Below are 24,680 nucleotides of genomic sequence, written 5' to 3' on the forward strand. Positions count from 1 at the left end.
CCCGGGTCGCGGCCGTGGCCCGCCGCCGGAGAGCGGCCGCCCGGCGCGAACGGGCGTCGGCCGATCACCCGGCGGCGGCCTCCGGCATGGGCGCACGTCCGCCGATCATCCGACGGCGGCCTTCTGGTGCGGGTAGACGTGCTCCAGCTCGTGGCCGGGCGGGAGGACGCAGCGGCGGTCGATCTCCGTATGCGAGCATCGGAGCGCGTCGCTGCGGCGTGGCAGCGACTCCTGCTCCTCGCCTCCGGGTCCGTCCTCGCCGGCGAGGTTGTCGGTCATGAGCGCGGGTCCTCCTGTGGCATGCGAACGGCGGCGTGCGGACGGCATGTCGGCGACACCAGGATCGGAACGGTCCAACCCCGTGACGGAGACGGACATGACAGCCGCAGCCGTTCGGCCGATCAGTCGTCCGTGGAATGAAGCAATCTATCTCCACAGGTTCCGGCTGCCCAGAACCAGCAATTTGACGCTGTCCATCTTGATCACTGTCAGAGATCGGGATCCAGGCTCCGAACGCCGGGCAAAGGATCTCCCGAGAGAGCCTCAGCCGCGCGATCCGGGGAACCACGGACGTCGATCACTCGTTCGCCGTTTCGGTTATGTCACCACGACAGGAGAGAGATATCCGTGGTCTTCAAACGGCTGCTGGGAGCCTTCGGCGTCGGAGGTCCCTCCGTGGACACCGTCCTGGCCGTGTCCCGTGTCTCACCCGGCGGCTTCCTGACCGGAGAGGTCCGGATCAAGGGCGGTGATTTCGAGGCGGAGATCGAACACGTCACCCTGGGACTGGTCACCAGGGTCGAGACGGAGCACGAGGAGGGCGAGCACAGCGGCCTCGGGGAGTTCTTCCGCGCGGAGGTCTCCGGCCCGTTCACCCTGGGCTCCGGCGAGGAGCGTGCCATCCCGTTCCGGGTGCCGGTGCCTTGGGAGACGCCGCTCACCGAGGTCCAGGGGCAGCCGCTGAACGGCATGGCCATGGGCGTGCGCACCGAGCTGGCGATCGCCAAAGCGATCGACAAGGGTGACCTCGATGCCTTCTCCGTCGCCGCCCTGCCCTCTCAGGAGGCCGTTCTGACGGCCTTCTCGCGGCTCGGCTTCCACTTCAAGAGCGCCGACCTGGAGTCCGGCCACCTGTACGGCGTGCAACAGCGGCTGCCGTTCTACCAGGAGATCGAGTTCTACCCGGCGCCCCAGTACGCCGGCCGGGTCAACGAGGTGGAGTTGACCTTCGTGGCCGACGCCGGCGCGCTGGACGTCATCCTGGAGGCCGACAAGCAGGGCGGGCACGGTTCCGGCCACGACTCCTTCGGGCGCTTCCAGGTGACTCATGAGCAGGCCCTCCAGATGGACTGGGGCGCCGAGATCACCGCCTGGCTGAACGGCCTGGCCGAGCACCACGGCGCCTCCTACGGTGCTCCCCATGGCGCCTCCTATGGCGGGTACGACGACCACCACCGTCACCACGGCGGGCCCGGCATGGGCGCGGCGGTCGCGGCCGGAGCCGCGGGCGTGGTCGGCGGGTTCGTCATCGCCGAGGCGATCGACGAGATCGGCGACTTCTTCGAGGGAGACGAAGAAGAGGAGTGACGATCCGGGCGGGCCGTTCCCTGTCGGGGCAGCGGCCCGCCCGGACGTGTTCTCGCCGCGGCCGGCCTCCGCAGGGTCCCGACGGGCATCGCGAAAAAGGAAGAAAAAGGGGATGTCCCGGCAAGGTCCGGCCTTCGAAACGGGACGCCTCCCCCGCGGGCGCCCGCGGAACCGAGGCCTCCCGCGGGAAGGAACGCCTCGCCGGGAACGTCTTCGCGAAGGAGAGCGCATGGGCAGGGTCCGCCGCGTCGTCGTGGACACCGACACCGGCATCGACGACGCGCACGCCCTGCTGTACCTCGCGGGCCGTCCCGATGCCGAGATCGTCGCGATCACCTCGGTGTTCGGCAACTGCGCCGAGGAGGACGCCACACGCAACATCGGCTACGTCAGCCGGCTGCTCGGCCTGGACGTGCCGATCGCCCGCGGCGCGGCGGAGTCGCTGGCCGGTCATGCGCCCACCACCCCGGGCGCGCACGGCTCGGACGGTCTGGGCGACCGGGGGTACCATCGCCCGTTGCCGCAGGTCACCGCGGAGACGGGTGCCGAACTGCTCGTACGGCTCGCGGACGAGCGACCTGGCGAGCTCGATCTGCTGGCGCTCGGCCCGCTGACCAACCTGGCCCTGGCGCTGCGCGTCGATCCCGGCCTGCTCACGAGATACCGGTCGGTGGTGGTGATGGGCGGCTCGGGTCCCTCCGTCGAGCCGGACTGGGCGTTGATGGCCGACACCAACATCGGCAATGATCCGGTGGCCGCCGCGGCGGTGTTCTCCGCCCCTCGTCACGAGTTGGTGGCGGTCGGCGTCAACGTCACCGGCGTGACGATCCTGAACGAGACGGCCGTCGCCGCGCTTCGCGCCGCCGACACCCCGCGCGCCCGCTTCGCCTGCGAGATCCTGGACACCTATCTGGACTTCCACCAGGGACGGTGGGGCCGCCGGGTCGTCCCGCTGCACGACCCCCTGGCCGCCGGGATCCTGCTCGATCCGAGCCTCGTGATCGCGTCGGTGTCCGGGCCGGTCAACGTGGTGGGTGAAGGGCCGCTGTCTCGCGCCCGCCCGGTGAGCGCCCTGGGCGGTTCCCCGCCGCCCCTTCTCCACGAGGACGCTCCGGACAGCAAGGTGGTCACGAAGGTCGACTCGGCGCGTTTCGTCGTCGACTTCGTCGATGTCCTCACCAGATGACGATCAAGGCAATAAAGGTGACCCAAAGCCCATAACACCGCGATAGGGGATTTTTGCTACATCCCTCGGTAGGGGCCCGGCCAATATTTTGACAGCACCCCTCACAAGGAGTGCTCATGTTCAGTCGAGGCCCCCTCCTGGCCGGCGCCGCCACCGTGGCCCTGTATCTGGCCGCCAGCATGGCCCCCGCGTCCGCGGCACCCGCTCCCACTCCCCCCTCCCCCTCGGTCGTCGACGCCCTCCAGCGCGATCTCGGCCTCACCGCCGAGCAGGCCGTCACCCGGCTGGCCAACGAGGCACGCGCCATGGCCGCCGAATCCGCCCTGAGCAGCGCGCTCGGCGGCAAGTACGCCGGTGCGTGGCTCAACGCGGACGCCTCCCAGCTCCTCGTCGCCACCAGCGACGCCGCCACGGCCGACGCGATCAGGGCCAAGGGCGCCCAGCCCGTGGTCGTCACCCGGACCCTGGAGCAGCTCAACGCGCTCAAGGACCGCCTCGACCAGGCTCCCGCAGAGGCGAAGTCGGGCGCGTCCCTGTGGTATGTCGACCTGCCGACCAACAGCGTCGTGGTCCTGGCCGCCCAGCAGGCCGCGGGCGAGGCGCTCGTCACCGCCGCCGGGGTGGACAGGAAGGCGGTCCGGGTGATGGCCTCCTCCGAACAGCCCAGGCCCTTCATCGACATCATCGGCGGCAACCCCTACTACATCAACGGCAACACCCGTTGCAGCATCGGCTTCTCCGTCACCAGGGGAAGCACTCCCGGATTCGTCAGCGCGGGCCACTGCGGCAGGGCCGGCGCCCGCACCACCAACCCGACCGGCACCTTCCAGGGCTCCTCGTTCCCCGGCAACGACTATTCCTGGATCGCCGCCCCGGGCAACACCCCCAGGCCCTGGGTGAGGGGATCGGGCGGCGCCAACGTCATCGTGCGCGGCTCCACCCAGGCCGTGGTCGGCTCCTCGATCTGCCGCTCCGGCTCCACCACCGGCTGGCGCTGCGGCACCATCCAGCAGCACAACGCCAGCGTGACCTACCCGCAGGGCACCGTGAGCGGCCTGACCCGCACCAGCGCGTGCGCCGAGCCGGGCGACTCCGGCGGGTCGTTCATCTCCGGCAGCCAGGCCCAGGGCGTGACCTCGGGCGGCTCCGGCAACTGCAGCTCGGGCGGCACGACCTACCACCAGCCGGTCAACGAGATCCTGTCCGTCTACGGGCTCACCCTGACAGTCGGCTGACCGTTCTCCTCACCCCCTCGTCTTGACGAGCACTCCCCGATGTCGTGACGAGCACCCCCCGATGGCCGAGGAGGCCGACAGAAGTGGCAAGAATTCTCCGTTTCACCATCGCCTTCGTCCTGGGGTTCGCCTTCCTGGTGACGGCGTCCTCCGCACAGGCGGCCCAAGCGGCGCGGGCCGACGGGACGGTCGCACGGACGGCGGTCGCGGTGCGCGTGCTCCGCTACGACGCCGGCCGGGCGGCGGAGTTCCGTTCCGCGGTGGACCAGGCGGCGCAGATATGGAACTCCGGCGTGACCAACGTGCGCCTGGTGGCCGGCAGCCCGGCGGATTTCGTCGTGCTGGCCGACAACGGCTGGCCCCGGACCCAGCCCACCAGCCTGGGGCGCGGCACCGTGTGGATGGGCAGGCAGGCGACAGCCGAGGGCCACAACCCGCTGCGCATCGCCGCCCACGAGATCGGCCACATCCTCGGGTTGCCCGACCGGCGCACCGGCCGGTGCACCGACCTGATGTCCGGCGCGAGCGCGGGCGTCAGCTGCACCAACCCCTATCCGAACGCGGCTGAGAAGGCCGAGGTCGAGCGGAACTTCGCCGGCTTCGCCCCGGTCATCGACTTCGGCAGGATCTACACCGAAAGTCCCGAGGCCGTCAGCCCCTAGACGCCGGCGGGAATCCGCCGGAACCGGCCTTACCGGTGGATTCCCGCCGTCTCCCGGTGGGAGACCGGCGGCATCGAGCCCCTTTCGCAAGACCCGCGCGGGTCTTCCGGAAGGGGCTCGACGTCAAGGCTCGCCCTCCCGGCACGGGGAACGCCTGCGCACCGGCCGCCGTGCCGTACCCCGTGGGACGGGAGACGGCGGCACGACCGTGCCCGCCATGCCGTAACGGGCTCAGGTCAGCGCCTTCTCGAAGCAGCGGGAACCCACCAACCGCTCGTAGGGCGGAAAGAGCGGGATGGGGGTGTAGCCCTCCCGCTCGTACAGTCGCACGGCATCCGGCTGGCGATCTCCGGTCTGCAGGATGATCCGCGAGCCGCCGAGCGCGCGGGCGGCGTCCTCGACCGCGGCCAGGAGCGCCCGTGCCACGCCCGTACCCCGGTGGGACGGGGCCACGAACATCCGCTTGAGCTCCAGGTCGGCACCGAGCCGGCGCAGCGCCACGTGGCCGACCGGCAGGTCGGCACCGGCGTAGGCGATCCCGGTGTAGGCGACGGATTCGGGCTCGACGTCCATACCCCGCGGCAGGTAGTCCGGCCTGGCGGCGAGCCGGTCGGCGTATCGGGCGCCCATCTCCTCCCCCATCGCCGCACGCAGCGCGGCGGCCGCGGCGTCGTCCCAGCCGACGGCCCTGACCACGATCACATCGGCCCTTTCGGCGGATGCGGTCATGCGAAGTCCCCTGTCTCCCGTCACGGGTCATCCGGCGATCCCGGCGGCGGCGGACCCGCCGGCCGGCTCATCTCGAACCCACCGGCATATGTCACACCACCACATTCTTGCATCGGGACGCGCTCACCCTAATGCCAATTTAAAAGGTAGGAAAATTAGGTTTTTATGTCAACCGGCGGTCCCGGTGCGCCCGCGCCGGATCCCTGGCCGGGCAGGTTCAGTGCGAAGGCCGGTCAGCGTACGGCGCAGCGCGGGGCGGGACAGTTCCGGCGACGCCCAGAGGCACTCCGGCCACGGCTTCCGGGAGGCCGAACGGGGCCTGCGGCCCGCTTCAGTCGCCCTTCTTTCCTTTGCCGCCCATGCTGCCGATGACCATGACCACTCCGGGAATCAGGAAGATGAAGGCGAGCAGGAGCCGCTCGTTCTGCTCACCGGGGCACTGGAAATAGCCGTCCGGGAAGAACGCACTCCCGCAGGTGTTGTCACCGTTGTGCGGAATGGGGGATAAACCAATAAAAAGCCCCACTAACATCGCGGCAATACCGATTGTACGGACCAAACGTTGCCTGCTCATGCCGCCCCCATGATTCTCAAGTGCGGCAAGTGTCCATTCTTTTGGTGAATACGACAAGATCCAGTGCCTTGCTCCCTACCGGAAAGCCGGACAGGCGACGTGGTCTCGCAACGCCCTCAACCGGTCGCACTGCCACGCGAAGGTCTTATCGACCTCATGGTCGTCAAAGTCGGAGCACTTGATCATGACGTGCCGGACAGGGCCTCGTGGAGCCTCGACCGTCGAGGCTTCCCCCTCGGTGGGCTCCCCATAGACGACACCTCGCCCCTTTCGCGTTTACCCGGCCTGCCGGGAAAGCCCGGTGGGAGCCGTCACGGAATACCAGGCGGTCTTCGCGTTTTTCGCCGCCTTCGGAGCACCACCGGGCCGGCACCACAAGACCGTCATCGGTGGCGCCGGGTGGCCGGGGAGCGCGCGAGCGTGTTTCGGGAGTGCGGCCCGCGAGGAAGGATCGGAGGGTGAAACGCTCTCGCATCAGTGTCTCGGTGGACGCGACCGCCCGTCCCGAGCAGGTGTTCTCCGTACTGACCGACTGGTCGCGCCACGGCGAGTGGATGGTCCTGACTCACGCGCACGTCACCGCGGGAGACGGCCGCAGCGAGGGAAGCCGCCTGGCCGCCTTCACCGGCGTGGGTCCCGTCGGGTTCCTGGACACCATGGAGATCACCCGGTGGGACCCGCCCACCACCGTGGCGGTCCGGCACACCGGGCGGCTGGTGCGCGGCACGGGGGTCTTCCACGTGCTGCCACGCGGGGGCGGTGGCAGCAGGATCGTCTGGCAGGAGGAGCTCGAGCTGCCCTTCGGCCCGATCGGGCGGCTCGGCTGGCCGCTGGTCAGGCCGATGAACGCGGCGCTGTTACGGCTCTCGCTGCGCCGTCTGGCGGATCTCAGCGGTCGGTGAGGTCGCGGCTGGAGTCGCGGGTGAACGGACCGCCCGGCTCGTCCCGGATGACCTCGCCGTGGATGACCGGCCCGGAGCCGGGAGGCTGCTCGCGCAGGGCGTCGAAGGGAGAACCCGGGGTGCCGAACGGCGAGCCGAGGCCGGGCCCCGCCGACTTCTCGGCGAAGGCGCGGATCCGGCGGGCGAGGAAGCGGGCACCGAGCACGCGTATCAGCGGCTGGGTGAACGGCAGGAGGAACAGCAGGCCGACGATGTCGGTGAGGAAGCCGGGAACCGCCAGCAGCACCCCGCCCGCGATGGTCAGGGCGCCACCGGGAGCACCCGCTTCGGGCATCCGGCCGGTCTGCATCGCCTCCTGGAGCTTCCGCCAGGCCTTGCGGCCCTCCCTGCGGATGACCCAGGAACCGAGAAGGCTGCCGGCGACGAGCGCGGCGACAGCGGGCCACACGCCGATGGCCTGGCCGACCTGGACGAACACCAGGATCTCCAGGACCGGGACCGCCAGGAAGGCGAGGACCAGCAGAAGACGCATATCTTCCTCAAATCGCGCGACAGCCGTACAACAGTGACAACGCATCGGGGCGCCACCGCGTTCCGCGGTCAGTCGGAGGGGACGGGTTTCCCTCAGCGAATCCTCCGACGGCCGTGGTTCCGCGCGCTCGCAGCGCGTTCTCGGCGAGCCTTCGGCGGGGAGGGACTCCGCTCAGCGCGGGCGGCGCAGGCGCTGGGGAAGACCGGACACTCCCCACTGGGTGACGCGCCACAGCGCCTCTCCCACGACGGCCCGGCTCATCTTGCTGGCCCCGACGGTGCGGTCGACGAAGGTGATGGGCACCTCGACGACGCGCAGGCCGTGGCGGACGGTGCGCAGGGTCAGGTCCACCTGGAAGCAGTAACCCTGCGACTCGACGTTGTCCAGGCCGATCTTTTCCAGGGTGGCGGCGCGGTAGACGCGGAAACCCGCGGTGGCGTCACGGACCGGGAGGCCCAGCATCATCCGGGTGTAGATGTTGGCACCGCGCGACAGGAACTCCCGCGAGCCGGGCCAGTTGACCACCTTGCCGCCGGGCACCCACCGGGACCCGATCACCAGATCGGCCCCGTCGGCCAGCGCCTCCATCAGCTTGGGCAGCTCCTCGGGCTGGTGGGAACCGTCGGCGTCCATCTCCACCAGGACGTCGAAGCCCTCCTCCAGCCCCCAGCGGAAGCCGGCGATGTAGGCGGCGCCCAGGCCCTGCTTACCCGGCCGGTGCAACACGTGGATGTGGTCGTCCTCGGCCACCAGCGCGTCGGCGACCTCGCCGGTGCCGTCGGGGCTGTTGTCGTCGGCGATCAGCAGATGCGCCTCGGGCAGCGCGGTGCGCAGCCGCTCGGCGATCATCGGCAGATTCTCGCGCTCGTTGTACGTCGGGACGATGACGAGCACCCGGCCGAACATCCGCTCCATCATGCGTCTCCCACCTGCTCGTCACCTTCCTGGTTCACAGAGTGCACCAGGCTACGGGGCCGGCGTCGCAGCCCGGCGGCCAACGCGCCCGCACTCACAAGTATCAAGGCCCATTCGGGTAGTGCGCCCACCCGAGTAGCGATCGTTTCGGTGGTTCTGACCGGAACACGCAGCACACCCGTCGCGGGGACGAGCTCTCCGGTGCGCCAGGCCACCGTGCCGTCGGGGGTCACGTAGGCGGATATACCCGTGATCGCGGAGGTTACCACCGCCCGGTTGTGCTCGACGGCGCGGAGCTGGGACATGGCCAGCTGCTGCGGCGGCAGATTGGTCAGCGCGTAGGTGGCGTTGTTGGTCTGCACCACCAGCGGGGTGGCGCCCGTCCGCGCGGTGTCGCCCACGATGCCGTCGAAGGCCACCTCGTAGCAGTTGATCGCGCCGACGGTCACCGGTCCCAGCTTCAGGTCTCCGTCGCGGGTGCCGGGCACCGACTGCTTGCCGACCTTGCCCGCCCGCTCGAACAGGGCCAGCACGAGATCCTTGAGCGGGGTGTATTCGCCGAAGGGGACGAGCTTCTGCTTGTCATAGTAGGCGCCGGGCCCGGTGACCGGGTCCCACACCAGGCTGCGCGTCGCGCGGCTGTCCTCCCCCACACCGACCACGGCACCGACCAGGACGGGCACCCCGATGTCCTTGACCGCCGCGTCGATCTCCCGGTGGGCGAACTCGCTGCGGTAGGGGTCGATGTCGGTGGAGTTCTCCGGCAGCACGACCAGGTCCGGCCGGGGCGTCCGTCCCTCCCGTACGGCCCGCGCCATCTCGTGGAGCTTGCCGGTGTGGTTTCCGAGGACCACGGCGGGCTCGTCCCCGAGGGGGTTCATGCCCCGGCCCGGGACGTTGCCCTGGATGACGCCGACGGTCACGCTCCTGCCCTCGTCGCCGAACCGGGGGACGGCGAACGCCGCGGCGGGCACGGCCAGCGCCCCGGCGAGTGGCAGGGCGAGCGCTCGATCCCAGCGGGGCGCCGGCGTGAGCCTCAGCGCCAGCATGGCGACGAGGCCGCCGCACAGGGCCACCGCGAAGGTCACCAGCGGCGCTCCGCCGACGGAGGCGTAGGGGGTGAAGACCGACTGTCCCTGGCTGAAGGCCACCCGTGCCCAGGGGAACCCGCCGAAGGGGACCACTCCCCTGGCCCATTCCATCGCCGTCCACAGCGCGGCGCTCCACAACGGCCACAGAGGCAGCCGGATGATCACCGCGGTGCCGGCGCCCCAGGCCGCGTAAAAGAGGCTCTCCAGCGCCACCAGGCCCAGCCAGGCGTCCGTCCCGATCGGGCTGACCCAGTGCAACGCGGGCAGCAGGAAGACCAGCCCGAGGAGGAGGCCCAGCCACAGGGCGCGGCGGGGACGCGAGCCGTACACCGACAGGACGGCGAGCGCCAGGCCCAACGGGGAGAGGAACCACAGCCCGAGCGGCGGGAAGGACAGGAAGAGCAGCAGACCGCCCGCGGCCGCGGCCGCGATCCGGCCCCAGAGCGAACGGCGCGAGTCCGGGACGGCCACGGAGGCAGGCGGCGGGCCCTCGGCCGGATCGCCCGTCGAGGCCGCCTCCGGCGCCGGGACGGCCGTCTTCTCCTGCGCCACGGGCGGAGCTCCTTGCGGTGTCGTGCGGACGGTGACGCCCGGTCCCTCAAGCCCGGCTCGCCCGGCCGGTCTCCATGACCCGGCCCTTCGTCCGAACTGTCTAGCCCGAACGGTACCGCTCTCCCGGGCGCACCCCCAAAGCGAGGCGGCCGGGACGAGCACGGCAACGGGGTGATCCCCAGGGCGGACGGATGCCCTGGGGATCACCCCGGCGCTTGCGGCGCTCGGCACGGGAGCGGGAAGAGGGCCCGGACAACCCTTCGGACCGGTTCCGTCCCGTCGGCGGCGAGCGCGGATTGCCGTTGTCTACTGGGTGTCCGGACCCCTCCTGGGTCCAACCCCCCGCCCGGTCGGGGTGCCCCGCCCCGACGAAACGCCAGCCCTGCGCCTGGCTGTACGGACGGAGTCACCCCCCGTCACGGGCGCAGGAACCGACGATGTCAGGGACGGCCGACCGGCCAGTCCCGTGCTGGACTGGGCAGCAAACTACCGACCCCAGCGCAGATGTCAACCGTGTCCCTAACAGCGGAAACATCAAGTTTTCGCAGCTGGGACATGATCGACGAGAGCCGTCAATGGTCTCATGTGATCGGAAGTCGCTCAAGTCGAGCGAGCGCTTCGGGCAGCGGCCCGGAGTGCACGATGCCAAGACGCTGCGTCGCACGGGTCATCGCGACGTAAAGATCGCTCGCCCCGCGGGGCGATTCTCGCAGGATCAGCTCCGGTTCCACCACGATGACCGCGTCGAACTCCAGCCCCTTGGCCTGCGCGACCGTCAGGACCGCCACGGGGGCGTCCAGCGCGGCGGCGCCCGGTCCGGCCACCGCGCCGTCGACCGCCTGTGTCACGATCTCACCGAACCGGTCCATGCCGGACTCGGGCACGATCACGACCAGCCGCCCGCCCTCGACGACATCGGCCTTGACGACGTCGGCGAGGGCCTCCACCGGGGAGGCGGCCCAGGGGGCGGCGCCCGTCTCCCGGACCGAGGTGGGCGCGACGAGATCGGGACCGACCAGCTTGAGCACGTCGGCGGCGACCGCCATCAGCTCGGCCGGGGTCCGGTAGTTGACGCTGAGGTGCTCCTCGCGCCAGCGCCCGGACACGTACGGATCGAGCACCCGGCCCCAGGAGTGCGCGCCCGCCGCGGACCCGGTCTGCGCCAGGTCGCCGACGATCGTCATCGACCGGGTCGGGACCCGCCGCATCACCATCCGCCAGTCCATCGCCGACAGCTCCTGCGCCTCGTCCACGATGACATGGCCGAAGGCCCAGGTGCGGTCGGCCGCGGCGCGCTCGGCGGTGGTCAGGTAGACGTCGTCGCCGAGGTGCCGGGCGGCGAACTTCTCGGCGTCCATGATGTCGGACAGCCCGGTCAGCTCCAGCACCTCCTTGGCGTAGGTCAGCTGGTGCCGGTGTTCGTCCAGCGCGGCGGCGCGCCTGGCGGCCTGCTCCTCCTCGGCGATCCACGCTCCCGCGCGCAGCACCGCCGGATCGATGTCGCCGAGCAGCTCGGCGGCCTCGTCCAGCAGCGGCACGTCGGACTCGGCCCACCAGTTCTCCCCCTGACGGGGAGGCTCGCGCAGCAGCAGCTCACGCTCGGCCGCGCCGAGCTCGCCGGCGGCGTAGTCGAGCCGCTCGCGCGAGGTGAACAGCCCGATGAGGAGCTGCTGCGGGGTGGTGTAGGGCCACAGCCTGTTCAGGGCGGCCTTGACGGGCCGTTCCGTGCGGAGGTCCTCGCGGAGGTCGGCCAGCTCGTCGTCGTCGATCATGCCCTTGCCGAGCTGCCTGGCGGCCTGCCGGGCGAGCGCGTTGAGCAGGTGGCGGACGAAGATCCCGCGCGCCTCGTTGTGCGGCCTCCTGGAGCGGATCGCCCGGGTCCGGGCGGCCTCCAGCACGCGGCCGTCGAGTTTGAGGGTGTAGCGGTCGAGACGGATCTCGACCGGCTGGCGCGGCACCCGCTGCCGTTCCCGCACGGCCCGCGCCACGATCTCGGCCATCCGCCCGTCGCCCTTGAGCGCGGCCACCTCGGGCCGCTCCCTGACCGTGGGGACGACCCCCGGGTACAGCTCGGCGACCGTGGACAGCAACACGTCGGTCTCGCCGAGGGAGGGCAGCACCTGCTCGATGTAGCGCAGGAAGGTCAGGTTGGGCCCGAGGATGAGCACGCCCCGCCGGGCGAGCTTGTCGCGGTGGGTGTAGAGAAGATAGGCCGCCCTGTGCAGGGCCACCACGGTCTTGCCCGTGCCCGGACCGCCCTGCACGACGAGCACGCCGCCCAGGTCCGAGCGGATGATGCGGTCCTGCTCGGACTGGATGGTGGCCACGATGTCGCGCATCCGCCCGGTACGTCTGGCCGCGAGGGAGGCGAGCAGTGCGGCCTCGCCGTTGAGGGTGGCCACGTCGTCGTCGGTGAGGTTGTCGAGGTCGAGCAGGTCGTCGTCGACGCCGATCACCGTGCGCCCCTTGGTCTGCAGGTGACGGCGGCGGGTGACGCCCATCGAGGCGGCGGGGGTGGCTCCGTAGAACGGCTGGGCCACCGGGGCCCGCCAGTCGATCAGCAGCCTCCGCTGCTCGTCGTCGGCGAGGCCGATGCGGCCGATATAGAGGGAGGTGTGGTCGGCGTTGTCGAGCCTCCCGAAGCACAGGCCGTTCTCGACCGCCCACAGGCGGCCCAGCCGTTCGGCGTACATCCCGGCGAAGGTGTCGCGCTCGGAGCGGTTCTGGTGCGTGCCCCCGCCCCCGCCCTGTGCCAGCACCCCGTCCAGCTGCCGCTGGGTGCGCTCACGCAACAGGTCGAGCCGTGCGTAGAGGCCGGAGACATACTCCTGCTCCTTGGCGAGCTCGAGTTGACGGGTTGCCGTCGCTCCATTATCGTTGATAGTAATGGGATACTCCGGGCCATTGGCTTGTTGTTATGACAAACCATCACCTTAGCAGGTCCGTCGAGATGTTCGCCCCTCCCCTCGCCATCACAGGTTGATTGCGGCGCGCCCTTCATGCTTGACGAGATTCGCACGGGTTCCTTACATTCACTCCAAGTTAGGAAACTTTCCTAACTCTGCTATACAGGCTTCATTCAGGAACACGCGGACACGGAGGATCTGTGACTCAGCCGACGCCGGGCACCCCGAGCCTGCTACGCGCGATCAACGACCGCGCCGCGCTGCAGGCGTTACTGGAGCGCGGCCCGCTGACCCGGCCGGAGATCGGCGCCCTGACAGGCCTGTCCAAGCCTACGGCCTCCCAGCTGCTCGCCCGCCTCCAGGAGGCGGGACTGGTCGTGCTGAACGGCATCCGCGAAGGACTGCCGGGCCGTACCGCCGAGGTCTACCGGCTCAATCCGGCCGCCGCCCACGTCGCGGCGCTGGACGTCACTCCCGCGCACATCGACGTCAGGGTCGCCGACATCACCGGCACGGTGATCGGCGAGCACCGGCTGCCCACCCCCGGCCGCTCGGCCGGAGACGTGGTGGAACGGGTCCGCGCCGCCCTGGACGGCGCCGGAGCCCCCGCCGACCTGCGACGCGCGGTCATCGGCGTGCAGGGCGCGATCGACCCGAGCACCGGCAGGCTGGGCTACGCCACCAGCAAGGACATGCCCGGCTGGCACATCCCGGACCTGGTGCCCACCCTCAGCGACGGGCTCGGCGTCCAGGTCGCCGTCGAGAACGACGTCAACCTCGTCGCGCAGGCCGAGCAGGCGCACGGCGTGGCCCACGGCCATCAGGACTTCGTGCTGCTGTGGGCCGACGAGGGGCTCGGCTCGGCACTGGTGCTGGGTGGCCGGCTGCATCGCGGCGCCACCGGCGGCGCCGGCGAGGTCGGCTACATGCCCACCCCCGGCGCGCCCACGGCCCGCGAGGCGGGACGCTACGCCAACCACGGCTACCAGGCCCTCACCGGCGGTCCCGCCGTGCTCAAGATCCTCAGATCGTACGGCCTGCGCGGCACCACTCCCGCGCAGGCCGTACGGAACGCCGTGCAGACCACGCAGGCCACCGGCAAGCGCGCCGACGACGCCCGCGCCGGGCTGCGCGACATCGCCGCCCGGCTGGCGGTCGGCCTCGCCTCGATCACCTCGGTCATCGACCCCGAGATCATCGTGCTGACCGGGGGGACCCTGCTGGCCGGCGGCGAGACCCTGCGCGAGCTCGTCGAGCACGAGTTGCACGCGCTGACCATCCCCCGGCCGCCACTGCTGCTGTCGACCGTCGAGGGCAACCCCGTCCTCGCCGGCGCGCTCGATCTCGCCCTCGCCACCACCCGCGACGAGGTCTTCAGCTCCACCGTCCCCTCCTGATCCGCCCGCCCCTTCGAGAAAAGCTCCACGTCCCCTCGTGAACCCCCCACGCAAGGAGGCCGCCGTCGTGCGCCGACGCCTTCCCATCCTCGCCATGGCCGCCCTCACGGCCGCGGCCCTGACCGCCTGCACCGCGGGCAAGGAGAGCGCGCCCGCGCTCGGTTCCCAGCCGAAGCCCTCGGGCTCGGCGTCCACTTCCCTCCCGGCCGCCTCCATCGAGCTGTGGCACGGCTTCACCTCTCCCGCGGAGGTGAAGTCGTTCGAGGACGCCGTCGCCGGCTTCCGCAAGAAATATCCGCAGATCACCGTAAAACTGGTCAAAGGCGTGCAGGACGACCAGATCACCCAGGCCGTGCGCGGCGGTAAGGCACCGGACGTCGCCTCCTCCTTCACCACCGACAACGTGGCGCAGTGGTGCAAGAGCGGAACGTTCCAGGACCTCACGCCGGTGATCAAACAGGACGGCATCGACCTGTCGGTGATCCCGGAGGCGTCGCGTGCCTACACCGAGTTCGCCGGCAAACGGTGCGTGATGCCGCTGCTCGCCGACGCCTACGGCCTCTACTACAACAAGGCTCTGATGAAAGGCGCCCAGCCGCCCAAGACGCTGTCGGAGCTGACCGAACTCGCCAAGAGGCTCACCGTCCGCGACCCGGACGGCACCATCAAGGTCGCCGGATTCATCCCGAGCTCCCAGTACTACGAGAACGGCGCCTCGCACCTCGCTCCGATGGTCGGCGCGAAGTGGTACAACGAGGACGGCACCTCGGCGATCGGCTCGGACCCGGCCTGGAAACAGTTCCTGCGGTGGCAGAAGGACCTCGTCGACTGGTACGGCTACGACAAACTCGACAAGTTCCGCAAGGGCCTGGGCCAGGAGTGGTCGACCGACCATCCGTTCTACAAGGGCAAGGTCGCCATGGTGCTCGACGGCGAGTGGCGCAACGCCATGATCGCCAATGAGGCCAAGGGCCTCGACTACGGCACCGCGCCGCTTCCCGTGGCCGACGACAAGCCCGACCTGTACGGCAGCGGCTTCACCTCGGGAACCGTGATCGGCGTGCCCAAGGGCGCGAAGAACCCGCAGGTCGCCTGGGAGCTGGTGAAGTATCTGACCACCGACACCCAGGCCCTGGTCACCCTCTCCAACGCGGTGCGCAACGTGCCGACCACCAAGGCCTCGCTGGAGTCGCCGGAGCTGAAGAAGGACGCGAACTTCCAGACCTTCCTCGACATCTTCGCCCACCCCAAGACCAGCACGGTGCCCTCCAGCGTCAACAGCAGCTTCAACCAGGAGGCGATCCAGGAGTTCATGCACCAGTGGGAGAAGGGCTCCGTCGCGGACCTCGACGCCGGTCTGGCCGGGGTCGACAAGCGGGTCGACGACAAGCTGAAGCTCTCCGGGGGCTGATCCATGAGCAGCATCACCCGCGCCGCGCCGCCCCTGCGGCCACGCGGCGAGGGCCTCAAGGCCCTGCTGTGGATGTCGCCCTGGCTGGTCGGGTTCGCGGTCTTCTTCGTGTACCCGCTGGCGGCGACGGTCTACTTCTCCTTCCAGCGCTACGACCTGTTCACGCTGGAGTTCACCGGCCTGGACAACTACCGCTACTTCCTGCACGACGACCGGGCCTGGACCTCCATCAAGAACACGCTGTGGCTGGTGGTGTTCATGGTGCCCGCCCAGGTGCTGTTCGGCCTGGCCGTGGCCCAGCTGCTCACCCGTCTGAAGGCGGGCGCCGGCTTCTTCCGCACGGTGTTCTACCTGCCGTCGCTGGTGCCGCTGGTGGCCGGGACCGTCTCCTTCGTCTTCCTGATGAACCCCTCGGGGCCGCTCAACCAGATCATCGAGTTCTTCGGCGTCGCCGCCCCCGACTGGTTCGGCGACAAGGACTGGGCCAAGCCCGGCCTGACCCTGCTGGCCATGTGGGGCATCGGCAACACGATGATGATCTTCCTGGCGGCGTTGCTGGACGTGCCCAAGCACCTGTACGAGGCCGCGGCCATCGACGGAGCGGGCGGATGGCGGCAGTTCCGGAGCATCACGCTGCCGACGATCTCCCCGGTGCTGATGTTCTCCACGGTCACCGGCGTCATCTACGCCCTGCAGTACTTCACCCAGGCGATGATCGCCTCCCGGGTCGCCTCCGGGGTCACCGACTCCCCCGGCAGCGCGTTCGTGCCCGGCTATCCGGAGATGTCGACCCTGACGCTGCCCCAATGGCTGTTCCAGATGGGTTTCCGTGACTTCAGCATGGGCTACGCCTGCGTGCTGGCGCTGCTGCTCTTCGCCGCTTCCATGATCTTCACTCTCGTCCTGCTCCGTCAGTTCCGCGCGCTCACCGACGACGAAGGAGGCAACCGGTGACCACCCTGGCCACCAGGCCGCCCGCCACCGCCTCCCCCGTCCGCCGGGCGGACGCGCGCGGCACCCGCGTCCGCAGGGCGCTGTACTGGGTCGCCACCCATGCCCTGGCCGTGGCGCTGTCGGTGATGTTCATCGGCCCGCTGGTGTTCGTGGCGCTGACCGCGCTGATGAGCGACGACCAGGCGCTCACCGGCGACCTGTGGCCGGACACCTGGAACTGGGGCAACTTCGCCGAGGTGTTCGCCAAGTCACAGCTGCTGGGCTGGCTGGGCAACACGTTCATGTACGCCGGGCTCGGCACCCTGTTCATGCTGCTGTCGTCGATCCCGGTGGCCTACGCGATGGCCCGCTTCCGCTTCCGCGGGCGCAAGCTGGCCTTCCTGGCGGTCATCACGATGATGATGCTGCCGCCTCAGGTCGTCGCCGTCCCGGTCTACCTCATCTGGGCGCGGTTCGACCTCACCGGCACGCTGTGGCCGCTGATCCTGCCCATGTTGCTCGGCGACGCCTTCTCGATCTTCCTGCTGCGGCAGTTCCTGGTCACGATCCCCAAGGAGTACACCGAGGCCGCCCGCGTGGACGGCTGCTCGGACCTGCGGACCCTGCTCAGGGTGATCCTGCCGATGGCACGGCCGGCGATCGCGGCGGTGGCCCTGTTCCAGTTCTTCTACTGCTGGAACGACTACTACGGGCCGCTGCTGTACGCCCAGACCAACGAGGAAAACTGGACGCTGTCCCTCGGACTGGCGTCCTTCCGGGCCCTGCACAGCGTGCAGTGGAACCTCACCATGGCGGCGACCCTCCTCGTCATGGCCCCGGTGATCATCGTGTTCTTCTTCGCCCAGAGGGTCTTCATCGAGGGCGTCACGCTGACAGGAGTAAAAGGGTGAAACTCGCCGTTGTCGGGGGCGGCTCGACGTACACGCCGGAGCTGATCGACGGATTCGCGCGGCTGCGGGACGAACTCCCCCTCACCGAGATCGCGCTGGTCGACCCGGACCTCCACCGGCTGGAGCTGATCTCCGGGATGGCCCGGCGGATGCTGGCGCACGCCGGTCACCCGGCCGAGGTAGTCGCGACCGCCTCGGTCGAGGAGGGCGTGGCCGGGGCCCAGGCGGTCCTGCTCCAGCTGCGCGTCGGCGGCCAGGCCGCGCGCAACGTGGACGAGACGCTGCCGCTGGAGTGCGGCTGCGTCGGCCAGGAGACCACCGGCGCGGGCGGCCTGGCCAAGGCCCTGCGCACGGTCCCGGTGGTGCTGGACATCGCCGAGAAGGTCCGCCGGCACGCGCCCGACGCCTGGATCGTCGACTTCACCAACCCGGTGGGCATCGTCACCAGGGCGCTGCTTGAGGCCGGTCACCGGGCCATCGGCCTGTGCAACGTGGCGATCGGCTTCCAGCGCCGCTTCGCCGCGAAACTGGGCGTCTCCCCGGAGCAGATCTCCCTGGGCCATGTCGGCCTGAACCACCTGACCTGGGAACGGGCCGTCCACCTGGACGGGGTGGACGTCCTGCCGAAGCTGCTGGACGAGCACGGCGAGGAGATCGCCCAGGACATCGGCCTGCCGGCCGGGCTGGTCCGCCACCTGGGCGTGGTGCCCTCCTACTACCTTCGGTACTTCTACGAGCACGACCTCGTGGTGGGGGAGCAGAAGGTCAAGCCGTCGCGTGCGGCGGAGGTCGCGGCGATGGAGGCCACGCTGCTGGAGATGTACGCCGACCCGTCGGTGAACACCAAACCCGAACTGCTGGAGAAGCGGGGTGGCGCGTTCTACTCCGAGGCCGCGGTGGCGTTGATCGCCTCGCTGCTCGGCGACCGCGGTGACGTCCAGGTGGTCAACCTGCGCAATGACGGCACGCTGCCGTTCCTGGCCGACGACGCGGTGATCGAGGTGCCGGCCAGGATCACCGCCGCGGGCGCGACGGCACTGCCGGTGGACCCCGTCGAACCCCTTTTCGCCGGGCTCATCGCCCACGTGACGGCCTACGAGACGCTGGCGCTGGAGGCGGCCCGGCACGGCGGCCGGCGACGCGTCTCGGACGCGTTGCTGGCCCACCCGCTGATCGGCCAGGCCTCGCTGTCGGAGAACCTGGCCCAGCGGCTCATCGACGCCAACCGCCGGCACCTGTCCTGGGCGACCGCGTGAGAACCGTCCTGGCCGTGGACGGCGGCAACAGCAAGACCGACGTCGCGCTGGTCGCCGAGGACGGCTCCGTCCTGGCCACCGGCCGCGGCGCGGCCTTCGAGCCGCAGAGCGCGGGGGTGGGCGTCGCGATCGACGCGATCGGCGACGCCGTACGGCTGCTCGACCCGGACATGAGGCCGCCGTTCGCCGACCACGTGGCCGCCTACGTGGCCGGCGCCGACCTGCCGGTCGAGGAGGAGGCCATCCGCGACGAGATCCTCGCCCGTGGGTACGGCCGGGAGGTGGTGGTCGGCAACGACACCTTCGCGCTGCTGCGCGCCGGGGCTTCCGGGCCCGCCGGCGTGGCCGTGGTGTGCGGGGCCGGGGTCAACGCCGTGGCGGTCTCCCCCACCGGGGAGGTCGCCAGGTATCCGGCCCTCGGCCGGCTCACCGGCGACTGGGGCGGCGGGATGGGCCTGGGCGAGGAGGCGCTCTGGCACGCGATCCGGGCCGAGGACGGCCGGGGGCCGGCCACCGCGCTGGAACGTGCCGTCCGTGAGCACTTCGGCGCCCGGACGGTCGAGGAGGTGGCCCTCGGCATCCACTTCGGCGACCTTCCCCCGTCGAGGTTGCACGAGCTGGTGCCGGTGCTGATGGCCGTGGCCGCCGACGGGGACGCGACGGCTCTGTCGATCATGGTGAGGATGGCCGACGAGATCGCCGTCCTCGCGGTGGCGGCGCTGCGCCGCCTGAACCTGCTGGACACCCCGATGGAGGTCGTCCTGGGCGGCGGCGTGCTGACCGCCCGCGACCCGCTGCTGAGCGAGCTGATCGAGCGGCGCTTCACCGAGCAGGCCCCCCAGACCAAGCTGATCGTCGCGGACGTCCCGCCCATCGTGGGCGCCGCCCTGCTCGGCCTGGACGCCCTGGGCGCCACGGAAGAGGCCAAGGCACGTCTGCGCGCCCGCTTCCACGCCATGACGTGAGTTCGGGCGGGTACGGCCCGCGCCGGGGCCGGGCCGTACCCGCCGCGTGTTTCGCCGAAACGGGAGGGGGCCTGCCTTGCCGCACCGCCCGGAGCGGACGCGGGCCGCCGGGAGCTGTGACGGCGGCCCCCGCCCGGAGCGGACGCGGGCCGCCGGGAGCTGTGACGGCGAACCGCCGGGAAGGTCAGATGGGCTCGTCGGGCTTGGCGCCCGGCTCGACCAGCTCGGGCGGACGGTGTTCGTACGGCGTGCTGAGCACCACCGTCGTCCGGGTCGAGACGTTGGCCGAGGTGCGGATCTGGTTGAGCAGCTCCTCCAGCGCGATCGGCGAGGCCACCCGCACCTTCAGGATGTAGCTCTCGTCGCCGGCCACGCTGTGGCAGGCTTCGATGGCGCTCAGGTGGGCCAGCCGGTCGGGGGCGTCGTCGGCGGCGGCGGGGTCGATCGGCTTGATGGACACGAACGCGGTGAGCGAGAGCCCGATCGCGTCGTAGTCCACGAGCGCCGCGTATCCCCGCACCACCCCGCGCTTCTCCAGCCGACGCACCCGCTGGTGCACCGCCGACACCGACAGCCCGGTCTCCCTGGCGAGGTCGGTGAAACTCATCCGGCCGTCCTTGGCCAGCAATGTCACGATCCGGCGGTCTATCTCCTCCACCCGATCAACGGTAACGGCACCCGGTGGCCATCCGCGCCGCTCCAGGGTCACGGCATGGTCCCAAACCCGCTCCGCCCGCTCCGCGTGGGGGATCCCGGGACGTCCGGGGACCCGGGCCGGCCAGGTCGTCGGGGGCCTCAGCCCGCCGCCTCGGACGTCCCGGACGCCTTGGACTCCTCGGACGACTTGGACGCCTCGGGCGGCTCGGAGACCGCGTCCGTCGAGGCGGCCGGCGCGGCGGGCAGGGTGATGACGAAACGGGCTCCGTCGGTGTAGCCGGTGTCCAGCCAGATCTTCCCGTGGTGCTGTTCCACGATCTTCCGGCAGAGTGCCAGGCCGATTCCGGTGCCCTCGTAGGCGTCGCGGTGGTGCAGCCGCTGGAAGATCACGAAGATCTTGTCGGCGAAATTGGCGGCGATGCCGATCCCGTTGTCGGTCAGGGTCATCCGCCACTGCCCGTCCTGCTCTTCGGCCTCGATGCGGATGTGCGGCCGGCGGCCGGGGCTGCGGAACTTCAGGGAGTTGCCGATCAGGTTCTGCCAGAGCATCACCAACAGGGTCCGGTCACCGACGAGCACCGGCAGGTCGCCGACCTCGATCTCGGCCTCGGACTCCTCCACGGCGGCGGAGAGGTTGCTCAGCGCCCTGTCGACCGCGTCGTTGAGGTCCACCTCGACGGGTTCCCGGCGGACACGGCCTACCCGGGAGAAGGTGAGCAGCTCGTTGATGAGCACCTGCATGCGCTTGGCACCGTCGACGGCGAAGTCGATGTAGGTGTTGGCCCTCTCGTCGAGTTGGGACGCGTAGCGCTGCTGGAGCATCTGGCAGAAGGACGCGATCTTGCGCAGCGGTTCCTGTAGGTCGTGCGAGGCCACGTAGGCGAACTGCTCGAGCTCGGCGTTGGAGCGCTTCAGCTCCTCGGCCTGCGCGACGATCTGCCGGCGGGAGGCGCGGGCCTCCTCCAGCTCGCTGACGATCCGGCGGCGCATCGCCTCCATGTCGCCGGCCAGCGCGGCGAGGTCGGCGGGCCCGCCGGTGTCGACGTGGTGTTCGAAGTCACCGCTGGTGACGCGGCGCGAGGCCTCGCCCAGGCGCGCCAGGGGGCCGAACACCGCGGTCCGCAGCAGCGCCGCCACCGCGATGACGGTGGCCAGGAAGGCGAGCAGGATGCCGAAGAAGGTCACGTCCCGGACCGTGCGGGCGCCGGCGAGGTCGGCGCGCGCGGAGTCCCTGGCCCGGGCCCAGGCGGCGTTCTGGTCGGCGAGCGCGCCGCGGATCCGGTCGAAGGCCCGCTTGCTCTCCTCCGCCTGGCCGGCGGTGACGGTCTCCGGCCCGGAGCTCCGCACGGCCGCGATCATCGGCTCCGCGTGCCGGGAACGCCACTGGGCGCACAGCCGCTCCACCGCGTCCAGCTCCCCCACGGCTCGCGCCATCGGCGCCACCGCCCGGATCTGCGACGCCGCGGCGCGCTGGTCTCGCTGACCGTTCTGGTAGGGCTGGAGGAACTCCTCCTTGCCGGTCAGGACGAAGCCCTGCAGCCCGGTCTCCTGGTTCGCCAGAGCCGTCTGCAGGCGTTCCGCCTGGATCCTGCCGACCGAGATCTCGTCGATGAGACGGTTGGAGGCCTCCGCCGCGTTCCGCAGGACGCCGGCGCCGATCATCGCGGACAGGCCGAGAAGCGCGACCATCGCCAGCAGCACGACGTTGAACCACGTCTGCGCGCTCCAGCGGCTCCACCGGAATCCGGCGGTGCGTGTCCGGTCGGTGGTCATCGGATCCCCATCTCGCGCCCCTCGATCCGCCGGAGGCAAGGAAACCCGGCGGCTGACGAAAGATACCGGAACGGGATGCCGCCGTCGTAAGCGATCACGGCACTCGACAGCACGCCCACCGGGGCGGAGATGCGAAGCTGGTGCGACCGGTGCCGTCACACCGATTCACGGTGACCGGTTCGTTTGCTCTGGGAGGTAATCGTGTCCGACGAGTTCGACGTGGTCGTGATAGGCGCCGGCCCCGCGGGGGAGAACGTCGTGGCCCGCGTGGTCCGCGGGGGACTCCGCGTCGCGGTGGTGGAGGAGGAGCTGGCCGGCGGAGAGTGCTCCTACTGGGCCTGCATCCCCAGCAAGGCGCTGCTGCGCCCGGTGGAGCTCGCGGCGGACGTCGCCCGGGTTCCCGGGCTGGCGCTGGAGCCGATCGACGTCGCGGCCGTGCTCGCTCGACGCGACGAGGCCGTCTCCCACCTGGACGACGGCAGGCAGGTGGAGTGGATCAAGGGTGTCCCCGCGGAGTTCGTGCGAGGACGCGGCCGGCTGCGCGGTCCCCGGCAGGTCGAGGTGACCCTGCGTGACGGCTCCACCCGCCTGCTGCGCGCCCGGCACGCCGTCGTGCTGGCCACCGGCAGCCGTCCGGTGACGCCGCCGATCCCGGGACTGGCCGAGGCCGCGCCGTGGACGAGCCGCGAGGCGACCGGTGTGCGGGCCGTACCGAAGCGGCTGGCCGTCCTGGGCGGGGGCGTGGTGGCCTGCGAGATGGCGCAGGCCCTGCACGGGCTGGGCGCCCGGGAGACGACGATGCTGGTGCGCGGGCATTCGCTGCTCGGCCGGATGGAACCGTTCGCCGGCGAGCTCCTGGCCGCCTCGCTCGCCGACGCCGGCGTCGAGGTGCGCACCGGCGTCCAGGTCACCAAGGTGGAGCGGCCCGAGCCCGGTGGCGCGGTGACCGTTCACCTCGCGGAGGGGCCGCCGGTGGAGGCCGACGAGCTGCTGGTGGCCACCGGCCGCCGTTCCGCGACCGGCGACCTCGGGCTCGGCACCGTGGGCCTGCCGGACACCGAGCCGGTGCGAGTCGACGACAGCATGCGCGCGACCGGGGTCGCCGACGGCTGGCTGTACGCCGTGGGCGACGTCAACGGCCGCAACCTGCTAACGCACATGGGCAAGTACCAGGCGCGGGTGTGCGGCGACGTCATCACGGCGCGGGCGAAGGACGAGCGCGACGACCTGCCCGCGATGCGCGACACCGCGGACGGGTACGGCGCGCCGCAGGTGGTCTTCACCGACCCGCAGATCTGCGCGGTCGGCAGGACCGAGGCCGCCGCCAGGGCCGAGGGATTCGACGTGCGCGTGGTCGAGTACGACCTGGGCGCGGTGTCCGGGGCCTACCTGCTCGGCGACGGCTACCGGGGTAGGGCCAAGGCCGTCGTGGACGAACGCCGGCGCGTCCTGCTCGGCGTGACCTTCGCCGGGCCGGGCGTGGCCGAACTGCTGCACTCCGCGACGGTCGCGGTGACCGCCGAGGTGACGCTGGACCAGCTGTGGCACGCCGTTCCGTCCTTCCCCACGGTGAGCGAGGTGTGGCTGCGGCTGCTGGAGGAGTACGGGCTCTGAGCCTCGCGGGGGACGGCGGCGTGCCGGCCGCCGTCTCCCGGCTCACGGGCGCCTCATGCCGGTGAGCTTCATGACTCGGTCATGAGAAAAAACCATTGTTTGACTTATTTGTCATATTTTCGACACAGCAAAACGGCAATGTGAAGTTCACCACGCCAGACGGGCGAACACCGGGCAGCGAGGGGGGCGACATGGCGGCCATAGACAGGAGCATGCGCATCGACCGGCGCGAAACGAGCTGGCAGGTCGATTTCCGGGCGCTGGACCGGCGCGAGCGCCTCATCATGAGCGGGATGCCGGCGGGACTGACACTGGGTATGGTCCTGGCCCTGGCCGGCCAATCGCTCGCCCGCACGCTCCCCGGAGACGTCGTCGCGGCCTACGACCCCTACCTGTACGGCGCGCTGATCCTGGGCGTGACACGCCGCTCGCCACAGGCGGGATGGGCGGCCCTCAACGGCGCCCTGGCCTCCGCGGGCCTGGCCGCCGGCCGCTTCACCGCACACGGCCTGGACCATACCGAGACCATGCTCAGCCAGGCCGGCGGCTGGAGGGCCACGCTGGGCGTCACGATAGTCGCCTTCGGACTGGTGGGGTATCTCAGCCGCAGGCCGGACGCCGGCGGCGACATCGCCGTGGGGCTGTTCAGCGGCCTGCTGCTGTTCACCCTGATCGCCCAGCGGGCGGACTCGTCGCACACCGCCGGACCGTGGGTGCTCGTCACGCTGCTGACCCTGGGCCTGTCGGCCCCCCTCCTGCTGCGCCCGACGGCCGCGGCACGCACACGCACGGCCCTCACCGCCGCGACCTGCACCGCCGCCTCCGCCGCGGCCCTGTTCCTCCCGCTTCTCCTGCCCGCCCTCCCCTGAACGATCGAGCCCCAGGGGTCCGG

At 70.8% G+C, this 24,680-nt stretch carries 22 protein-coding genes; 13 read left to right on the forward strand and 9 right to left on the reverse strand.

The features are described 5' to 3' along the window. Positions 1-105 precede the first annotated feature (105 nt). Entirely contained in the window at positions 106-279 is a 174-nt protein-coding gene (locus ACQPYK_RS30220) for a hypothetical protein (RefSeq protein WP_433238124.1), read from the reverse strand. 348 nt (positions 280-627) lie between these two features. On the opposite strand from ACQPYK_RS30220, the gene ACQPYK_RS30225 reads away from it, so the two are divergent. The 4 genes from ACQPYK_RS30225 to ACQPYK_RS30240 all read left to right on the forward strand — a co-directional run bounded on the left by ACQPYK_RS30225 (position 628) and on the right by ACQPYK_RS30240 (position 4,670). Next, the gene (locus ACQPYK_RS30225) at positions 628-1,587 is read left to right on the forward strand and encodes a sporulation protein (protein WP_433238127.1); all 960 of its coding nucleotides are present in this window, start codon (positions 628-630) and stop codon (positions 1,585-1,587) included. A gap of 229 nt (positions 1,588-1,816) precedes the next feature. Continuing rightward, positions 1,817-2,773, forward strand: coding sequence for a nucleoside hydrolase (locus ACQPYK_RS30230; RefSeq protein ID WP_433238130.1), 957 nt, complete (start codon positions 1,817-1,819; stop codon positions 2,771-2,773). A 116-nt stretch (positions 2,774-2,889) separates the two neighbouring features. Then, the gene (locus tag ACQPYK_RS30235) at positions 2,890-4,008 is read left to right on the forward strand and encodes a S1 family peptidase (protein ID WP_433238133.1); all 1,119 of its coding nucleotides are present in this window, start codon (positions 2,890-2,892) and stop codon (positions 4,006-4,008) included. A gap of 83 nt (positions 4,009-4,091) precedes the next feature. Further along, positions 4,092-4,670 (forward strand): snapalysin family zinc-dependent metalloprotease, encoded by a 579-nt coding sequence (locus ACQPYK_RS30240; RefSeq protein ID WP_433238136.1) that lies wholly within the window; start codon positions 4,092-4,094, stop codon positions 4,668-4,670. Positions 4,671-4,901: 231 nt separating this feature from the next. Here the strand turns inward: ACQPYK_RS30240 and ACQPYK_RS30245 are convergent, their stop codons facing one another. Together ACQPYK_RS30245 and ACQPYK_RS30250 are read right to left on the reverse strand one after the other, a co-directional pair. Next, positions 4,902-5,399, reverse strand: a complete 498-nt coding sequence (locus ACQPYK_RS30245) for a GNAT family N-acetyltransferase (RefSeq protein ID WP_433238139.1) — start codon at positions 5,397-5,399, stop codon at positions 4,902-4,904. Positions 5,400-5,730: 331 nt separating this feature from the next. Continuing rightward, on the reverse strand, positions 5,731-5,973 hold the full coding sequence (locus tag ACQPYK_RS30250; RefSeq protein WP_433238142.1) for a hypothetical protein: 243 nt from the start codon (positions 5,971-5,973) through the stop codon (positions 5,731-5,733). 458 nt (positions 5,974-6,431) lie between these two features. On the opposite strand from ACQPYK_RS30250, the gene ACQPYK_RS30255 reads away from it, so the two are divergent. After that, a complete protein-coding gene (locus ACQPYK_RS30255) occupies positions 6,432-6,875 on the forward strand; it encodes an SRPBCC family protein (protein ID WP_433238145.1) in 444 nt (147 codons plus the stop codon). On the opposite strand, the gene ACQPYK_RS30260 is transcribed toward ACQPYK_RS30255, so the two are convergent. The 4 genes from ACQPYK_RS30260 to ACQPYK_RS30275 all read right to left on the reverse strand — a co-directional run bounded on the left by ACQPYK_RS30260 (position 6,862) and on the right by ACQPYK_RS30275 (position 12,847). Continuing rightward, a complete protein-coding gene (locus tag ACQPYK_RS30260; RefSeq protein ID WP_433238148.1) occupies positions 6,862-7,407 on the reverse strand; it encodes an FxsA family protein in 546 nt (181 codons plus the stop codon). The two genes, ACQPYK_RS30255 and ACQPYK_RS30260, sit on opposite strands and share 14 nt — an antisense overlap. A 171-nt stretch (positions 7,408-7,578) precedes the next feature. After that, on the reverse strand, positions 7,579-8,322 hold the full coding sequence (locus ACQPYK_RS30265; RefSeq protein WP_433258942.1) for a polyprenol monophosphomannose synthase: 744 nt from the start codon (positions 8,320-8,322) through the stop codon (positions 7,579-7,581). Beyond that, complete coding sequence (gene lnt / locus ACQPYK_RS30270) at positions 8,322-9,965, reverse strand: apolipoprotein N-acyltransferase (protein ID WP_433238151.1); 1,644 nt, start codon at positions 9,963-9,965, stop codon at positions 8,322-8,324. Before lnt ends, ACQPYK_RS30265 begins: the two co-directional genes overlap by 1 nt. 581 nt (positions 9,966-10,546) lie before the next feature. Continuing rightward, positions 10,547-12,847: a HelD family protein gene (locus tag ACQPYK_RS30275; RefSeq protein WP_433258944.1), complete on the reverse strand. Its 2,301-nt coding sequence runs from the start codon at positions 12,845-12,847 to the stop codon at positions 10,547-10,549. 224 nt (positions 12,848-13,071) lie between these two features. Between ACQPYK_RS30275 and ACQPYK_RS30280 the strand changes: the two genes are divergently transcribed. The 6 genes from ACQPYK_RS30280 to ACQPYK_RS30305 all read left to right on the forward strand — a co-directional run bounded on the left by ACQPYK_RS30280 (position 13,072) and on the right by ACQPYK_RS30305 (position 19,744). Further along, on the forward strand, positions 13,072-14,268 hold the full coding sequence (locus ACQPYK_RS30280; protein WP_433238154.1) for an ROK family transcriptional regulator: 1,197 nt from the start codon (positions 13,072-13,074) through the stop codon (positions 14,266-14,268). Between the two features lie 67 nt (positions 14,269-14,335). After that, a complete protein-coding gene (locus ACQPYK_RS30285) occupies positions 14,336-15,679 on the forward strand; it encodes an ABC transporter substrate-binding protein (RefSeq protein WP_433238157.1) in 1,344 nt (447 codons plus the stop codon). Positions 15,680-15,682: 3 nt separating this feature from the next. Continuing rightward, positions 15,683-16,633 (forward strand): carbohydrate ABC transporter permease, encoded by a 951-nt coding sequence (locus ACQPYK_RS30290; protein WP_433238160.1) that lies wholly within the window; start codon positions 15,683-15,685, stop codon positions 16,631-16,633. Then, a complete protein-coding gene (locus ACQPYK_RS30295; RefSeq protein WP_433238163.1) occupies positions 16,630-17,523 on the forward strand; it encodes a carbohydrate ABC transporter permease in 894 nt (297 codons plus the stop codon). Before ACQPYK_RS30290 ends, ACQPYK_RS30295 begins: the two co-directional genes overlap by 4 nt. Next, complete coding sequence (locus ACQPYK_RS30300) at positions 17,520-18,779, forward strand: 6-phospho-beta-glucosidase (protein ID WP_433238166.1); 1,260 nt, start codon at positions 17,520-17,522, stop codon at positions 18,777-18,779. Before ACQPYK_RS30295 ends, ACQPYK_RS30300 begins: the two co-directional genes overlap by 4 nt. Then, positions 18,776-19,744, forward strand: a complete 969-nt coding sequence (locus ACQPYK_RS30305; protein ID WP_433238169.1) for an N-acetylglucosamine kinase — start codon at positions 18,776-18,778, stop codon at positions 19,742-19,744. The genes ACQPYK_RS30300 and ACQPYK_RS30305 overlap by 4 nt, the downstream gene beginning before the upstream one ends. Before the next feature lie 184 nt (positions 19,745-19,928). On the opposite strand, the gene ACQPYK_RS30310 is transcribed toward ACQPYK_RS30305, so the two are convergent. After that, complete coding sequence (locus ACQPYK_RS30310) at positions 19,929-20,402, reverse strand: Lrp/AsnC family transcriptional regulator (protein WP_433238172.1); 474 nt, start codon at positions 20,400-20,402, stop codon at positions 19,929-19,931. A gap of 137 nt (positions 20,403-20,539) precedes the next feature. After that, positions 20,540-22,174 carry a sensor histidine kinase gene (locus tag ACQPYK_RS30315; RefSeq protein ID WP_433238175.1) on the reverse strand — a complete coding sequence of 545 codons (1,635 nt, stop codon included), beginning with the start codon at positions 22,172-22,174 and terminating at the stop codon, positions 20,540-20,542. A 201-nt stretch (positions 22,175-22,375) separates the two neighbouring features. Between ACQPYK_RS30315 and ACQPYK_RS30320 the strand changes: the two genes are divergently transcribed. Continuing rightward, positions 22,376-23,788: a dihydrolipoyl dehydrogenase family protein gene (locus ACQPYK_RS30320; RefSeq protein WP_433238178.1), complete on the forward strand. Its 1,413-nt coding sequence runs from the start codon at positions 22,376-22,378 to the stop codon at positions 23,786-23,788. Between the two features lie 191 nt (positions 23,789-23,979). After that, positions 23,980-24,657 (forward strand): hypothetical protein, encoded by a 678-nt coding sequence (locus tag ACQPYK_RS30325; protein WP_433238181.1) that lies wholly within the window; start codon positions 23,980-23,982, stop codon positions 24,655-24,657. The last annotated feature ends 23 nt before the right edge of the window (positions 24,658-24,680 follow it).

Origin of the sequence: Streptosporangium sp. CA-135522 (assembly GCF_050949235.1) — a bacterium.
In the GTDB taxonomy this organism is placed as follows: domain Bacteria; phylum Actinomycetota; class Actinomycetes; order Streptosporangiales; family Streptosporangiaceae; genus Streptosporangium.

What these genes read in the sequence shown, in the direction of transcription:
- ACQPYK_RS30220 (WP_433238124.1), bottom strand. Translation starts at nt 279, where the DNA reads ATGACCGACAACCTCGCCGGCGAGGACGGACCCGGAGGCGAGGAGCAG.
- ACQPYK_RS30230 (WP_433238130.1), top strand. Translation starts at nt 1,817, where the DNA reads ATGGGCAGGGTCCGCCGCGTCGTCGTGGACACCGACACCGGCATCGAC.
- ACQPYK_RS30235 (WP_433238133.1), top strand. Translation starts at nt 2,890, where the DNA reads ATGTTCAGTCGAGGCCCCCTCCTGGCCGGCGCCGCCACCGTGGCCCTG.
- ACQPYK_RS30245 (WP_433238139.1), bottom strand. Translation starts at nt 5,399, where the DNA reads ATGACCGCATCCGCCGAAAGGGCCGATGTGATCGTGGTCAGGGCCGTC.
- ACQPYK_RS30250 (WP_433238142.1), bottom strand. Translation starts at nt 5,973, where the DNA reads ATGAGCAGGCAACGTTTGGTCCGTACAATCGGTATTGCCGCGATGTTA.
- ACQPYK_RS30260 (WP_433238148.1), bottom strand. Translation starts at nt 7,407, where the DNA reads ATGCGTCTTCTGCTGGTCCTCGCCTTCCTGGCGGTCCCGGTCCTGGAG.
- ACQPYK_RS30265 (WP_433258942.1), bottom strand. Translation starts at nt 8,322, where the DNA reads ATGGAGCGGATGTTCGGCCGGGTGCTCGTCATCGTCCCGACGTACAAC.
- ACQPYK_RS30290 (WP_433238160.1), top strand. Translation starts at nt 15,683, where the DNA reads ATGAGCAGCATCACCCGCGCCGCGCCGCCCCTGCGGCCACGCGGCGAG.
- ACQPYK_RS30315 (WP_433238175.1), bottom strand. Translation starts at nt 22,174, where the DNA reads ATGACCACCGACCGGACACGCACCGCCGGATTCCGGTGGAGCCGCTGG.
- ACQPYK_RS30325 (WP_433238181.1), top strand. Translation starts at nt 23,980, where the DNA reads ATGGCGGCCATAGACAGGAGCATGCGCATCGACCGGCGCGAAACGAGC.